The organism is Paenarthrobacter sp. RAF54_2 (assembly GCF_052113945.1).
Lineage (GTDB): Bacteria > Actinomycetota > Actinomycetes > Actinomycetales > Micrococcaceae > Arthrobacter.
The window spans coordinates 165,367-179,572 of the sequence record NZ_JBFRDV010000004.1 but is presented as its reverse complement, the minus strand read 5'-3'; the positions used below and the strand labels follow the sequence as shown (position 1 = coordinate 179,572).

Here is a 14,206-nt window from a genome sequence, read left to right as displayed (position 1 = left end):
CCCACTCGACGTTGCGCCCGGCATGGTGCGCAGCTAGCCATCGAATCGGGCGACTCGCCGGGTTGCAGTAGGCTCGCGGAATGACTCAACGCGAGACGAAGGCCCGACTCCTCGCCGCCTATGATCAGCAGCTGCGTACCGATGCGGAAACTCCGAGTGCATTGGAGGTCACTGAGCACGGCCCCCTCCGTCTGGCGACGTTCCTTGGCGGACGCGGGTTCATCACGTACCGGGACCTCGGCGATGCGGATGAGCAAAGCGTCAGGCGGCTCGTCGAAGAGGCGGTCGGGTACTTCCAGGCCAAACCCGAAATCATCAAAGTCGAATGGAAAACCCGTGGCCACGATCATGCTCCTGGTTTGCACGAGGCTCTGTTGCACAATGGCTTCACTCAAGACGATCCGGAATCCATCATGATCGGCGAAGCCCGGGCGTTGAGCGTCGATGTGCCTCTTCCCGACGGCGTGACGCTGCGGCAGGTGACGGACGAAGCCGACGTGCGGGCGATGAGCGCGATGCAGGACGAGGTGTTCGGCGAACCGGTGTCGGATGAGATGGCTGATGCCTTGCTGCGCCGGCTTTCTCTGGACGACAGCATGGAGCTGTGGGTCGCGGAGGCGGAGGGTCATATCGTTAGCGCCGGACGTCTGGAACCCGTCCCCGGCACCGACTTCGCCGGAATCTGGGGTGGCGCGACCCGCCAAGAATGGCGTGGCCGCGGGATTTACCGGGCACTGACTGCCCGCCGTGCCCAGTCCGCGCTCGTTAAGGGAAAGACCCTCATCCACAGCGACTCCACTGAATTCTCGCGCCCAATTCTGGAGCGCTCCGGACTACTCAAGGTCTCGACGACGACCCCCTACCGTTGGGCGCGTGGCTGACGAATCAGTCTGTGGCCAACACGTTTAAGCACCCCGTGCCTCCTCCGGACGGATCTGGAGGAGGCACGGGTAGTGACAAATCGTGCCTACTTCCCCTCGGCGAAGTAGCTCACGCACTCGCCCTGGTCACCGAACACCGGCGATGGACTCGTCTTCCATCCATTGCTCTTGCACGCGCCCTTGCCAGTGGAGACAGTCACCCGGTACTCCTTCGTGGTCCCATTCGGCGCTGTCACGGTGACGACCGCCGTCGGGTTCTCAGCGGTGGGTTGCTGGACCGTAACCTTCGCGTTGGTGTCCAGCGGGTAGCCGACGACGGCGGGAGTCGCCGACGTCGACAAAACCCGATAGTCGCTGGTTCCGGCAGCAAAACCCACGACCGAGGCTTGGTTCACGAGGAGCCTGCCGAGATCGGCGAGCCCGGCATCAGCCAAACGCGACCCAGCGATGGCCACCTCGGCCACCTTCGTGTATGAACCCGTTGTCACGAACGAAACCCTGATCCCACGTGTGGTCACGGGGTCGAAGCGGACGGTCACCGGCGCCGTCGTCGAGAGTCCCGTGATGGTTCCCGCCGACGTATCCTTCCACATGCCAGCAGCGTCCTGGTACTGGACCTTGAGGCTCTGCGCCGCCTTTTCGGCAGACGTCACGGCCACAGAGGAAACGGTGTAGTCGCGGCTGAACGCGTAGCTCAGGCTGTCCCCGTTGCGGCCGCCGCTCACCCAGTTGGACCAGCGCGTGGAGGAGTTGGCGTCGCACGTGTTTTTCGCGATGTAGGAGCCCTCGGTGTAGCTGGCGGTTGCTGTGGTGGTGGGGTCGTCCTTGCAGATGTTGCTGCTCGGGACCCAGTCCACCACCACGACGGTGAGCGCTGCGGGCAGGGAGCCGGCTTTACCCGCCACGGTCATTGAACCAACTGACTGCAGCGCTGAGGCATCCAACGAAGACCAGTCCCACGCCACGGGCAGGGGATTGCGGGCAGGACCGTCAGCGATCTGGCCGGGGACCGTGGCCGGTGCGGCGGATTGGACCGAGGCCAAAGTCGAGCCGACACCAACAGTCACAGACGCCGGATCCGTTGCTACGTACTGCCCCACGGTCACCGTCAAAAGAGCATCACTGAACGTCTGGCCATAGGGATCAACACCCGAACCGCGGAGTACAACCTTTCCTTCCTTCTGCCACACCGCTGGATCTACATCGGACCACGTGACGGCGAGCGGCTTACCCGGGCCAGCCTTGTACAGCGGAGTCACCGTGCTGGGGAGGGCAGGTGCGACGCCGGTGAGCGTGCTGAGTTCCACGGGCTGGGTGCCCAGAAGTTTCAAGTGCGCGATGTCCGTGAATGCCCAGGACTGGTGCGGGTTTCCAGTTGCTGTAGCTGTGGTTCCTGAGGAAGAGGCCAATGCCACAGACGTTCCAACCGCTGTCTGATTGCCCGAAACCTGCAGGGCAATTGCTGCGCCAGCGTTCACAAGTGACCACTGCTTGCCGTTTTCCGTGGTCACTATCCACTGTGCAGAAGGAGTCGCCTTGGCTTGCTCCAAGGTGAGGGAAGCAAGAGACATGGCGCCCGACTGGCTCCCATTCAGCACACCACCATTGCCCGTCAGCACCCGGCCGTCCTTGTTCGTAAGAACCCAACGGCGATCATTCGCAAACTCGTCCTCAGCGTTCACTGCGTTGAACGTCCAGATCTGCGGAGCCACGCCCGCAGCATCGGCGCCCAGTTCCTCGATCGACGCAGTCCCGTCCGCACGAGCCGTCAGGTACTTGCCGCTTGCCTTACCCGTGAGGTGATAGCTATGGCCGTCCTGCACCGGCGCGGCGTCGTCCGAAACTCCACTGACACCGTCGACGACGAAGGTCACCACTGACGCGGCAGGAACCTCAAGCGTGGCGGACTTAGCTGCGGTGTCGATCGCGACAGGCGCACCTTTTACCAGTGCGTTCTTCTCGATGTCGTCCAGCGGGGACTTTGTGGTGACCACAGGCGTCACCTTGGCTCCGGGCGCGATGCTGCCGAAGCGGCTCAGATCGATGGTGACCTTTTCCGGCGTCGGGGTGTCATTGAAGTGGACAAGGGTGGCGCCGTTGCCGTCCGCGCGGAGGGCGCTGGCGGTCTTGGCGTTGTCGTTCTGGATGAGGAAGTCGCCCGGGCGGATGTAGTGGGTGAAGTTGCGGGTGGTGTTGTACTTCTGGTTGGTCAGGACCTTGCACTTGGCTTGGTCCTGCGAAGCGCCGTCATTGAGCCGACGGTTTGAGAAGCCTTCGCGGCCCTCGTAATTGCAGTCGAAGTCAACGTAGATGGAACCCCAACCCTTGTCCGCCTTCTCCTGTTTGTACGTGTCCTCCACCGGCTGCCAGAAGACCCACGCGTCCGGTTCGAGTTCGCGGAGGTCGTTGACCATGCGCCCTGCAATGCCCAGGCCGTTGGTGATGTTGGAACGGTCCCAGCCGCTGGTGGAGTCGCCGAGCGCCGGGTTGCCCGTCCAGAATCCGCCCACTTCGCTCATCCACAGCGGCTTGTCCGTGGAGTTGGCGAGGTCGCGGACCCTGCGGCGGTCGTTGGTGCCGTAAGTGTGGACGTTGAGCTGCCCGACCGCGTCCTTGGCCTCTTGGCTGTAGCCGTTCCAGTTGGTCATGAACTTGGTGGGATCCGTTTCGTCCATCGCGGAGATCACAGCATCGGTGCTGCCCTTCTCAAGCTCGGATGCCAGGAGTTTGGTGACGCGATCTTGCGCGGCAGGGTAGATCAGCGCACCCTCCTGCTTTTGCGTGTACGTCGTGGGCGGTTTGCCGGTTGCGGCGTTGATGTCCGTGCCCCAGTAACCGGAGTTCGGCTCGTTGAACGGATCAATGGTGTCCACCTTGATACCGCTGCCCGTTTCGAGAAGTTCGACGGCGTGCCTCATGTAAGAGGCGAACTTACCTTCAGCTTCGGGCAGCAGGTTTTCGCCCTTGCTGGTGTTGACCTGGCCCGATACGTAGCCGCTCTTGGTCATGAACCAGGGTGGGGAGTTGCTGAAGGCTTCCCAGTGGGTGATTTGTTGGTCGGCGGCGAGGCGCTCCACCCACCACCGTTGGTTCTGGTCGGCGTCGGGGTTGTACGACGCCGGGTCATCCGGGTTCCACTGGTTCAGGAATGCCAGCTTGTTGGCCTGGGTTTTGTCGACTGTCCCGTCGGGGTTGTAAAGGTTCGACAGCGCCTGGCCGGCTGGCCCTTCGGTGACCGGGTTCCACCATCCCTCCACAGCGCTGCCTTCGTTGAGATAGTTGGCTACGTCCGAGGCGTTGCCGCCGCCCACGTTGTAACGGGCGATGTTGAGGTTAAGGCCGTCCTCGCCGAAGACCTTCTGGTACAGCTCCTCACGCAGCTCGGGGGAGTAACCCGCCGTCGCATTCGCGAACCACACCAGACTGGTTCCCCACCCTTCAAAGGCTTTGCCCCGGCTAGCGGGGTTTGGGGTGATGGTTACGGCTGTTGCATCGTCGGCTGTTGCTTTCGGTGCTGTTGCGGGCATGAGTGCAAGGCTCGCTGCGGCAGTGACAGCTGCCGCCAACACAGCCACTGGCCTTCGGATTCTTCGCGCGGTAAACGCCATGGGTGGACCTCATCGTCGGGGTTGTCTCGGGTGATTGGCCCGGCTTCCGGGAACGCCAGGCAAGCCGACACTATGAGGCTCTTGAAGTGGCAACAAGGCACTCGAACAGGCTCGAACGGGGTTGGTCAGAAGTGGTCACCTCCATTCAAGCAACGCGGGGTCACATATGGCCCATGTTTGGCCTCAGAAGGGGCCATAAGTGACCCCGGGTTGCTTCCGGTTTGCTCACAATTCCCGCGAACTGTATAGATGTATACAAGTACACTTTTCCTGAGGCGGCACACGGCATGGCAGATCCACAATCACGGAATACAGGAGCGCATCTCGTCTATAGGGAGCTCAAAAGGCGCATCCTCAGTCTCGAACTCAAACCCGGAGAGCGCATCTACGAGCCAGCGATGGCCACTGAGCTCCAAGTCAGTCGAACGCCTCTGAGGGAAGCCATCCGGCGCCTGATTTCCGAGAGCCTCCTGGAACAGCAAGCCACTGGGGGAGTGGTGGTTCCGTTGCTGGACGCGACGGCAATTTCCGAACTGTACGATGTCCGGGCTGCCCTGGAATCGCTGATGGCCCGGGAAGCCTRTGCCAAGGCTACCGTGGAGGATATCGAGAAGTTGCAGGGGATCCTTGATCGCAATGCAGCCATGGTGGGATTCGCTGATGAAGCCATGAAGTATGGCGTGACACTGCACGCCACCATCGCAGCTATCGCCGGGAACTCGTGGGCTCAACGCTTCCATGACCAGATCTCCAGCCAGGTTGAGCGGTACCGGCATTTCACCAACAACTCCCCTGACCGTCGGGAAGAGGCCCTCGCCGACCACCGGGTACTTGTGGAAGCCATAGCCTCGAAGAAGCCGGACAACGCAGCGAAGATCGCGTTCGACCACGTCATCGCCGCCCGGGATGAGACGCTGCGCGCCATTTCAGGCGCCGGTCTCGTGAACGAATGATTGGCGAACTGGGGCGACGCTCGTCCATTGCACTTCTGATCCACTCGGCCCTCATCCAGGCCGTTACTTTCCTGGTCCGGCCAGCCACCAGCTACAGGGCGTTGGAACTCGATGTCCCCGGGTTTGCACTCGGTCTTCTCGCTGCCAGCTATGCCGTCTTCCCGCTTCTCCTGGCGCTGCCGATCGGCGGACTGGTGGACCGCCTTGGTGAACGTAGGCTCATGGCCATCGGGTCCGCCGTCGTGCTGGGTTGTTCCGCTTTTCTCCTGTTCTTCGGAACGTCGGTTCCTGCACTGGTGGCCGGCACTGCGCTTCTTGGCGCCGGGCAGCTCGCTTGTGTTGTGGGGCAGCAGGCGGTGGTTGCGAACAATGCAGAGTCGGCGCGCTTGGACTCCGCCTTCGGATATCTGACGTTCGCCGCGTCGCTGGGTCAGGCACTTGGGCCGTTGGCCATTTCCTTGGTGGGCGGCGCCTCTGTCCGACCGGATACGAACGCGATCTTCCTTCTCGCGACGGCCATGGGCTTGGTTCTCTTCGTGACTACTTTTGTGGTCTCGTCGAAGGTCAGCCGGAGAAGACGCATGTCCAAGGGATCCGCTGGCGCCAAGGGCGGCGCCATGGCACTGCTCAAAACGCCTGGTGTGGTCCGGGCGTTGGCAACCAGCGCCACCGTTCTGGCAGTGGTGGACCTGACCGTCGTCTACTTGCCAGCCCTTGGCGCAGAACGGGGCCTGAGCGCGGCAACTGTTGGTCTGATGCTGACTGTCCGCGCGGTGTTGTCCATGGTTTCCCGGCTGGGGCTTGGCAGCATGTCCCGGAAACTGGGACGGATGAGGCTGCTGGTCCTGAGCCTTGCAATTTCCACGGTGTCGCTGGCAGTAGCTGCCATTCCGATGCCCATGTGGTTGCTCTTCGTCGTCATGGCGTTCCTCGGCCTTGGCCTGGGAATCGGCCAGCCGCTGACCATGTCCTGGCTCTCAGCCCAGGCACCCGAAGGCCAACGCGGACGTGCGCTGGCCTTGAGGCTCGCCGGCAACAGGGTGGGCCAAGTAGTCCTGCCGAGCGCGATCGGAGTTGTGGCCGTCGGACTCGGCGCGGCAGGCGTCTTCCTGGCTTCCGCAGTGGCCGTTGGCGGAACGATGCTGTTGCTGCGCGGGGTGCGGCTGGACGACTGACCGCCGGCCCAACTGACTGGCATTAGTGGTTGTTCCCAGCGCTGGGAACAACCACTAATGCGAGCTAGTTTGGGGAGATTATTCCGCGAACAGCGCGGCCAGGTCATCCGCCGTCAACGAGCCACCAGCCAGCGCATCGCCTTCCATCACATCCGCGAACAGCTGCGACTTCTTGGCCTTCAGCGCCATGACCTTCTCTTCGATAGTGTCCTTCGCAACCAAGCGGTAGACCATGACGTTGCGGGCCTGTCCGATGCGGTGGGTACGGTCCACAGCCTGTGCTTCGGAGGCCGGGTTCCACCACGGATCCAGCAGGAACACGTAATCCGCCTCGGTCAGGTTGAGCCCGAAGCCACCGGCCTTCAGCGAAATCAGGAAGACCGGAGCAGCACCGTTCTTGAACTCGCTGACGACGTCGCCGCGGTTCCGGGTGCTGCCGTCGAGGTAGCAGTACTCCACGCCCTCAGCGTCCAAACGCTCACGCACCTTGCCCAGGAATCCCGTGAACTGGCTGAAGATCAGCGCCCTGTGGCCCTCGGAGATGAGGTCTTCCAGCTGCTCAAACAGTACATCGAGCTTGGACGACCGCACTCCTGACAGCGACGAATCCACCAACGACGCATCCAAACTCAGCTGCCGCAGCAAGGTCAGTGACTGGAAGATCGTGAACCGGTTCTTGTTCACGTCGTCGATCAGCCCCAGGATCTTCTGGCGTTCGCGCTGCAGATGCGTCTGGTAAACCTTTTGGTGCCGCGGGTTGAGCACCACTTCAAGGACCTGCTCTTGCTTGGGCGGCAGGTCCTTGATGACCTGTTCTTTGGTGCGACGCATCATGAGCGGACGGACACGACGCCGGAGCTTGGCCAGCTGCGCCGAGTCGCCGTTCTTCTCCACCGGCTTCTGATAGTTTTCCGCGAACCGCTTGGGACTCGGGAACAGCCCGGGCGCCACGATCGACGTCAGTGCCCAGAACTCCATGAGGTTGTTCTCCAGCGGGGTACCTGTGATGGCCAGTTTGAACCGGGCCGGCAGCTTGCGCGCGCACTGGTAGGCCTTGGACTGGTGGTTCTTCACGAACTGCGCTTCGTCCAGCATCAGGCCGGCCCACTGGAATGTTGCGTAGGCATCGTAATCAATGCGGAACAGGGCATAGGACGTAATAACGACGTCGGCACCCGCCAACGCGTCGACGGGTGACAGGCCGCTCTTGGCAAAAGTTTCACCCACGGTCCGCACCACAAGCCCGGGAGCGAAGCGCTGCGCTTCCGCGGCCCAGTTGCTGACCACACTGGTGGGGGCCACCACCAGGAAGGGAGCGCGCGTTGAGGAATCAGCCGTAGCAGCAGCCAACTCCTTCGCCGCACAGATCAGCGCGATCGCCTGCACAGTCTTTCCCAGGCCCATGTCATCGGCCAGCACGCCACCCAGGCTGTGCTTGAACAGGAAGCTGAGCCAGTTGAAACCTTCAAGCTGATACGGACGCAACTCAGCGTTAAGGCCTGCCGGCAGTGGAAGCCCGGTCACACCGTCGTCGAGCAATCCGCCCACGGCCTCGCGCCACGCGGCGGCCTGCTCGTCAACGATCCCGAGCTGCGCGAGCTCATCCCAGAGACCGGCCTGGAAACGGCTGATCTGCAGGGTGCCGTCCTTGTTGTCCGGGTTGTCCTGGAGGGACCTGGCTTCGTCGATCAGTGCGCGCAGTTGGTGCAGCTCAGGCAGGTCGAGGGAGAAGTAGGCGCCGCTGGGCAACAGCATGCGGCTCATTCCGGCAGCGAGGGCGGAGAACACGGCGGCGAACGAGACCGGTTCGCCTTCGAGGGTGATGACGATGCCGAGATCGAACCAGTCGCCGCTCGCCGTTTCCTTCGTGGAGATGGAGACAACGGGAGCTTCGGCGGCTTCGCGGTAATCAGCGATATCGCCGGACGTTTCGACCACCACATCGGGCAGGTCCTTGAGCGCCGGCAGGATCTCCTCAGTGAAAGCCAGCGTGTCCAGCCCGGAAAGCTCAGCCGAGGCCGCGAGTCGCGGAGCGCCCCAGCCGCCGGTAGCCGATTCCGCCAACGCCGGAACCACGTCCCACGGCCGACCGATCGAATCCAGGATCCGGGCTTCCTCGAGGTCATCGCGGTAGCCACGATCATCCGGATGCCGCCACAGGGGCTGCGCCGTGACCAACGTGCCGGACTTGTAGTGCCACTCCCAGTGCAGCCGCACCTTGTGATCGGTGCCGTAATTGGCCAGCAGGGAGAGCGTAGGGACCGCCAGAGTGGGCAACTCCACGGATTCATCCGCTGCCTTGACGGGCGTTGACTGCCGCAGCTTCGGGTAGAACGAGGTCAGGAACCGGCTCTCGTCCTCGGCCGGAATCTGAAGCGTTTCCCCCTCGGTGACAAACTCCAGCAGTTCATCACTGATACCGCCCTCAATCGGAGCGAGTGTGATCAGGTTGTTCTGCTGCGGCACCCCGGGCAGGGCTTCGGCGCCGGAATGCGTGAAGAAGATCCCATACGCGGGCTTGCCTATGAAGCCCACAGTTCCGGCATCAATCTGCTCGCCGCCTACCGTCACCGACGGCGCAAGCTGCAGGCCGCCGTCGGGCGTTTGCTTCCCGTCTTTGCCGCCCAGCGCTTCAAGGCGCGCCAAACTGAGTCCGACGACGGCCGGTTGGGTCTCGACGTGGACAGGCTCGCTACCAGCGGCGTGAATGAGCGGAATGCCGGCTTTAGTGGCGTCGGCGAGAAGGGTCCAGAGGTTCTTGGCAGCGAAATCATTCAGGCTCAACCACATGGCGCCGGACGGTTGCTGGCGACCATTGCTGGAACCATGCGCAGCGAGGAAAGTCTGAAGCCACTCAACGTGAGCCTCATTGAATTCACGGCGGAAACTGACGTAGCTGAGGTTGTTCCAGGAGACGTCGCCGCGGATCCATTTGCCCTTGGCGCCCATCATCACGGGCCGCGCCTTGAGTTGCCGGACACTGCGCATGGGGTCACGGCGGCCTGTGTAGGAGAAGTGGGCGGCCGGTTCCTCAACCTCGAACTGCAGGGCGAGCGGAATTCCGGCAGTGCTTGGCGCAGTGCCCGGCTTCGCGATCAGCCTGTTGAGGGCTTGCTCCCAAGCCGGCCGCGCGGAACCGCCCTGCTCGGAGGAACCGAGGCGCGAGGTCTGGATCCCGGGTGCCTGGGACAGGAGCTGGGCACGGATCGTGGGGTGGTCTTCAGCAGTGAAAAGCAACGCGGCTACATGCTTGCAATCCTTGCGGACAGGGCAGCTGCAAATACCTACTGTGCAGCTCCAGCCGCTGGGCTTGCGAACCAGCTTGGCCGACGTCGAATATGGTTGCGGCCCAGTGCCGCGGACCTTGCCAAGCAAGAGGCCGGTGGCCGAATCGAAAGAAATTCCGCTCACGCGGCTGCCCATGGCATAGGCCAATCCGGCCGCCAAAGAGCGGTCGTTAATGGCAGGAGTCTGAATGGCCAGTTCCCAGGTTTCGTCTGTGTGGGACGGCATGCGTCGGGCTACTTTCGGCAGGAGGTTATCTGCTCAATCTTAGTCAGCAGAAAACGGCTCCCAAACTTCGCCCTCCGTTAACCTCTACCTCGATTGCCGCGCCGCTCCCACGCGTACGTTGAAAGGGTCCGCAGCACCAACAGCTTTCAGCAGTGAGGATTTCCCATGACTACCAACGAGTACCCCGTCGTCCTGAACAAAACCAGCTTTGAAGCGGGCAATGCAGACGTAGTGGATTCCAACGTCAACGTCGTGAACCAGATGTACGCGGAGCTCCTCAACAGCGACGAAATCGCGCCCGCTGCGCTCAACAGCTACTTTGTCGATTTCTACATGACCCAGGCATTGGCCGGTGGATTCGCCCAGTACGTGTTCACCGCCCCGGAGCGTGAAGAGGTTGACGCCTACGTGCGTGCCGGTTTGGAAGGCATGGGCGCCACCCGGCACCTTGACCTGTTCAACCGCACCGCAGCAGCCTTTGATGCGTTGAGTGAGGACGACGCCGAGGCCTACCTCGACGGCGAGCTGGACGAGTCCGAGACGCCTCTCGCCGCTGTTGTCGTCCTGGATGAGCTCGACGGCGAATTCGAGGCATTGCTGGAAGACGAGGACATCATCGACCTCAACGCCGCCTACCTTCGCGGCTCGTCCGAACTGCTGGTCCTCTCCGATGAGGAGCTCGAAGCGCACATCGCCGAGCGCGTTGCCCTCATTCCGGACCTTGACGAGCGCCAGGCCGAAGCTGACGAAGAAGCACTCGCTAACGCTCCTGAGTTCGAGGTCATCATCCGGGAACTCTGCGACGTGGCAGGTTACGCGCTGCAGAAGATCACCATGGGTGACCCCAACTACGAGCACGACGGCGTGAAGACCCTCGCCTGGCACTTCTCCACCGACCACGGTGACTACATCATGGTGGAAGACGATGACGAAGCCTTCATGATCCACCCGGAGACCAAGGAAATCATCGCCGCCGTGGAGTTCGAAGAGTCCGACGAGCTCGCCGACGCGTAATTCGCTCGATCGTTCGGCTGGACGGCCGACATCCTCCGCGTGTACCCCACCGTCCCCCTGGCCGTGTGGGCCCACTTTGCGCTTTGACGCACGCTTCCGGATGCCTGCCGTCCAGCCGTTATCTTCGTGTGTGCTCCGGCGTTCTCAGGTTGTCGTGGTGGCCCTGGGTTAGAGTCCCCGGGCGCCAAGTATCGGAAGGATGTACTTGTTAGCTATACGCCTAAGACTGATCGATCCATCTGCCAGTCGACTGAAATCGCCCACGGTACATCAACCTCATTGGCTTCAGCCTGTCCTTGAACACTCGCAATGTATTGCTCWACTGTCCATCCGACCGATTCGGCGATTCTGGCAACAGCTGCTCGACGCTGGCGAAATCCGATAAGTACTTCCGAATAGGCACACTGCCGAGAGTCAGCGAGGTAAATGGTTGATCCGAGGCTGTCGTACCGACCGCGAGAATCACCGATGCTCCTGTCAATCCCTACTGGCACAGGCCCAACAAGAGCATTTGACCTCGCGGAGAGGGCACCATGGCGATCCTTCGCCACTCTGTATGAAATTTGACCGGTAGCTGGCACAAGGCGCAGCCCCGATTTGGCGCAGACGGGGCCTAGGGCCGTTGCGATCATGCGGCGTAGTTATCATTTACGAACGCTTCMGCAGCACCTATGACTTCTCGCGTGCGCTGTTGCTGTATGTAGAGAATGGGCGCTTCCTCGTCCAGCCGCGGGTTGGCGCCCATCAGCCAGGAAAGGGCTACGTGCTTGCCCTCCGCCATCACCAGGGTTTTCCATACGCGGTGCCCGAGCCGGAGCCGGGCTTCTACCTCGGGGCGGGGCTCGGGACCGTCCGGCTTGGCCCACTTAAAGGGTGATGTCCGGTCTTTTACCCCTGCCATGGATTGCACGACGGTGGTGCCGAGGTTTTCGTTCAATTCCCGGACCAAGTCATGGATATTCATCCGGGTTGTATCGCGGTAGATCTCATTTCGGGTGCTCGCTTCCATGAACTGATTCTGCCGGTAAATCAACAAAAAAGCAACAAAATAGAGTGTCCGATGCAATGAAAAAGTAGGGCTCCACGTCGAGGACGCCGGAGCGCTGCCCAATCCCCGGATAGCTCCGGCGTCTTTGGCGTCCTCACATGTGCTCCAGCGAACTCGCCGAGAGCAAGGGGGAGAAACCAAGGGCTTAGTAGCCCGCTGCGGCCCCCTTGATCATTTCTCCACTGGGGCTCACCAAGTACCAGACACTTTGGACGCCTTGGCCGGTGACATCGCCCGGAGCCTTGTCCTTGGCGTAGTAGTACAGCGGCATGCCATTGAGGGTGACCTGCTTCTTCCCATCAGGGGTCGCTATGGTTCCCACAGTGCCGGTGACGCCTTCAACGGCTGGCTTGTCCGACGTCGTCGTGAACACTGGCCACGCCGTCAGGCAGGCGCCAGTGCACGCGCTGGTTCCTGAATCCTTGACGTCCTTGGTGAAGAAGTACAGGCTCATGCCCTTGCTGTCCACCACGATCTGCCCGGCACTGGATGAGGCAACCTTCATCTCTGCACCGGCCGTGGCCGGACTGGACATGGCTGTACTTGGGGACGTGGAGGTAGGTGCCGTCGAGGAAGTGGCGGTCGTGGGCGCGGCAGAGGACGTGGTGCTTGTCCCGGGGCTTCCGCCGCAACCGGCAAGAGCCACGGCGAAAACCATTGCGCCGATCCCAACGCTGAGTCTATTTCTCATGTTTAGCTCCTTTGACGGGCCGGCCGGGATGGGTCGGCGCTAACCCCTACGACGCCAGCGGGGGAAGAATGGTTCAAGGAGCTGAACCTTTTTCCCACGCGCGGCGTCGTATGGGGGTAGGGCAGCAGGAAACAGTGCGAAGGAGGTGGCCATGCCGCTGGACGAGGACGTGGTGGCGGCAATCTACCGCGATCACGGCACAGCTTTGAAGCGCTTTGTGCTCAGCTGCACTTCGGACACGCACTTGGCCGACGACGTCGTGCAGGAAACCATCCTCAAGGTCTGGCAGCACGCCCCGCAGATTACGGGCAGTCTGCGCAGTTACCTTTTCCGGACCGCCCGCAACGTCATCATCGACAACTACCGGAAGGCTCAGAGGCGTCCCGTCGAGGCAGGCGAGCACGACCTTCCAGACCATGTCGCGACGGAACGTGTTGATGAACTCTTGAACCGCGTCCTCATGGAAGAGGCGCTCCTACGGCTCAGCCACGAACACCGAGAGGTCCTTGTGGCCCTGCACTACCAGCGGTTCACCGTCAGCGAGGCAGCCCTGCAGCTGAACATCCCTGCCGGCACTGTGAAATCCCGGGCTTTCTATGCTGTGAAAGCCCTCCGAACGATCCTTGATGAAATGGGGGTGGAACGATGAACGGCAACCCCGTCCACCAATTGCTGGGCGCCTACTTGCTGGGCGGGCTCGACCCGGAGGAAGCTCGCACTTTTGAAGCGCACCTCGCCGGATGTGCTGCCTGCCGCAAGGAACTCGAGGAGTTGGAAAGCCTCCCCGCGCTGCTCGACGCCGTTCCGTCCGCCGACGCCGTCGCGCTCACCGTGACGGGTACCGCCGGTGCACTCTCACCTTTGGAACCGAGCCGGGAAGCATTGCCGCAGAAGATCCTGGTTGACCTTTCGGCACGCAGGAAGAAATCACGACGGCGGTGGGCGGCTTTCGTGGGGGCAGTCGCCGCTGCGTGCCTGGCACTTGGTTTCCTTGCGGGCCCGCTGCTGAATCAACCACCAAAACCCGATGCCAGCTACTCGGTGCAGTCCGAAACAGGCCTGCAACTGACAGTAGGCATGGTCAAGAAGACCTGGGGCACGGAGCTTGAGGTCGAGGGCAAGAGCATGCCGCTCGAAGGAACGCTCTACCTTTGGGTGAAGGGCCGGGACGGGGCGGAAGAGCGCACCTGCGGCTGGACGGCGACCCCGAGTGGTCGCATCAAGATCACTGGCGCTACGCCCGTGCAGCTTGGCGGCATCGCCGGAGTGGAACTCCGGGATGAAGGGGACAAGACAGTGGCCTCAATTTCAGTGCCGTAGATG

General features: G+C 62.1%; 10 protein-coding genes. 6 read left to right on the top strand and 4 right to left on the bottom strand.

The genetic code is table 11. The features are described from left to right. The first annotated feature begins 80 nt into the window (after positions 1–80). Positions 81–881 carry a GNAT family N-acetyltransferase gene (locus tag AB4Y87_RS04940; protein WP_442003317.1) on the top strand — a complete coding sequence of 267 codons (801 nt, stop codon included), beginning with the start codon at positions 81–83 and terminating at the stop codon, positions 879–881. Between the two features lie 86 nt (positions 882–967). Here the strand turns inward: AB4Y87_RS04940 and AB4Y87_RS04935 are convergent, their stop codons facing one another. Then, positions 968–4,489 (bottom strand): discoidin domain-containing protein, encoded by a 3,522-nt coding sequence (locus AB4Y87_RS04935; RefSeq protein WP_442003316.1) that lies wholly within the window; start codon positions 4,487–4,489, stop codon positions 968–970. 287 nt (positions 4,490–4,776) lie between these two features. Between AB4Y87_RS04935 and AB4Y87_RS04930 the strand changes: the two genes are divergently transcribed. Beyond that, positions 4,777–5,442, top strand: a complete 666-nt coding sequence (locus AB4Y87_RS04930; RefSeq protein ID WP_442003315.1) for a GntR family transcriptional regulator — start codon at positions 4,777–4,779, stop codon at positions 5,440–5,442. After that, complete coding sequence (locus AB4Y87_RS04925; RefSeq protein ID WP_442003314.1) at positions 5,439–6,617, top strand: MFS transporter; 1,179 nt, start codon at positions 5,439–5,441, stop codon at positions 6,615–6,617. Before AB4Y87_RS04930 ends, AB4Y87_RS04925 begins: the two co-directional genes overlap by 4 nt. Before the next feature lie 78 nt (positions 6,618–6,695). On the opposite strand, the gene AB4Y87_RS04920 is transcribed toward AB4Y87_RS04925, so the two are convergent. After that, entirely contained in the window at positions 6,696–10,130 is a 3,435-nt protein-coding gene (locus AB4Y87_RS04920) for a DEAD/DEAH box helicase (RefSeq protein WP_442003313.1), read from the bottom strand. A 165-nt stretch (positions 10,131–10,295) separates the two neighbouring features. Between AB4Y87_RS04920 and AB4Y87_RS04915 the strand changes: the two genes are divergently transcribed. After that, positions 10,296–11,144 (top strand): DMP19 family protein, encoded by an 849-nt coding sequence (locus AB4Y87_RS04915; protein WP_442003312.1) that lies wholly within the window; start codon positions 10,296–10,298, stop codon positions 11,142–11,144. 628 nt (positions 11,145–11,772) lie between these two features. Here the strand turns inward: AB4Y87_RS04915 and AB4Y87_RS04910 are convergent. Next, on the bottom strand, positions 11,773–12,153 hold the full coding sequence (locus tag AB4Y87_RS04910) for a hypothetical protein (protein ID WP_442003311.1): 381 nt from the start codon (positions 12,151–12,153) through the stop codon (positions 11,773–11,775). A 184-nt stretch (positions 12,154–12,337) separates the two neighbouring features. Further along, on the bottom strand, positions 12,338–12,883 hold the full coding sequence (locus tag AB4Y87_RS04905) for a COG4315 family predicted lipoprotein (RefSeq protein ID WP_442003310.1): 546 nt from the start codon (positions 12,881–12,883) through the stop codon (positions 12,338–12,340). Between the two features lie 151 nt (positions 12,884–13,034). On the opposite strand from AB4Y87_RS04905, the gene AB4Y87_RS04900 reads away from it, so the two are divergent. Both AB4Y87_RS04900 and AB4Y87_RS04895 read left to right on the top strand, forming a co-directional pair. Next, entirely contained in the window at positions 13,035–13,532 is a 498-nt protein-coding gene (locus tag AB4Y87_RS04900; RefSeq protein ID WP_223934624.1) for a sigma-70 family RNA polymerase sigma factor, read from the top strand. After that, on the top strand, positions 13,529–14,203 hold the full coding sequence (locus tag AB4Y87_RS04895) for an anti-sigma factor family protein (RefSeq protein ID WP_442003309.1): 675 nt from the start codon (positions 13,529–13,531) through the stop codon (positions 14,201–14,203). Before AB4Y87_RS04900 ends, AB4Y87_RS04895 begins: the two co-directional genes overlap by 4 nt. The last annotated feature ends 3 nt before the right edge of the window (positions 14,204–14,206 follow it).

Bases quoted from the DNA above. Each gene is read 5' to 3' on its own strand.
- AB4Y87_RS04920 (WP_442003313.1), bottom strand. From the start codon at position 10,130: ATGCCGTCCCACACAGACGAAACCTGGGAACTGGCCATTCAGACTCCT.
- AB4Y87_RS04940 (WP_442003317.1), top strand. From the start codon at position 81: ATGACTCAACGCGAGACGAAGGCCCGACTCCTCGCCGCCTATGATCAG.
- AB4Y87_RS04900 (WP_223934624.1), top strand. From the start codon at position 13,035: ATGCCGCTGGACGAGGACGTGGTGGCGGCAATCTACCGCGATCACGGC.
- AB4Y87_RS04925 (WP_442003314.1), top strand. From the start codon at position 5,439: ATGATTGGCGAACTGGGGCGACGCTCGTCCATTGCACTTCTGATCCAC.
- AB4Y87_RS04935 (WP_442003316.1), bottom strand. From the start codon at position 4,489: ATGGCGTTTACCGCGCGAAGAATCCGAAGGCCAGTGGCTGTGTTGGCG.
- AB4Y87_RS04905 (WP_442003310.1), bottom strand. From the start codon at position 12,883: ATGAGAAATAGACTCAGCGTTGGGATCGGCGCAATGGTTTTCGCCGTG.
- AB4Y87_RS04915 (WP_442003312.1), top strand. From the start codon at position 10,296: ATGACTACCAACGAGTACCCCGTCGTCCTGAACAAAACCAGCTTTGAA.
- AB4Y87_RS04895 (WP_442003309.1), top strand. From the start codon at position 13,529: ATGAACGGCAACCCCGTCCACCAATTGCTGGGCGCCTACTTGCTGGGC.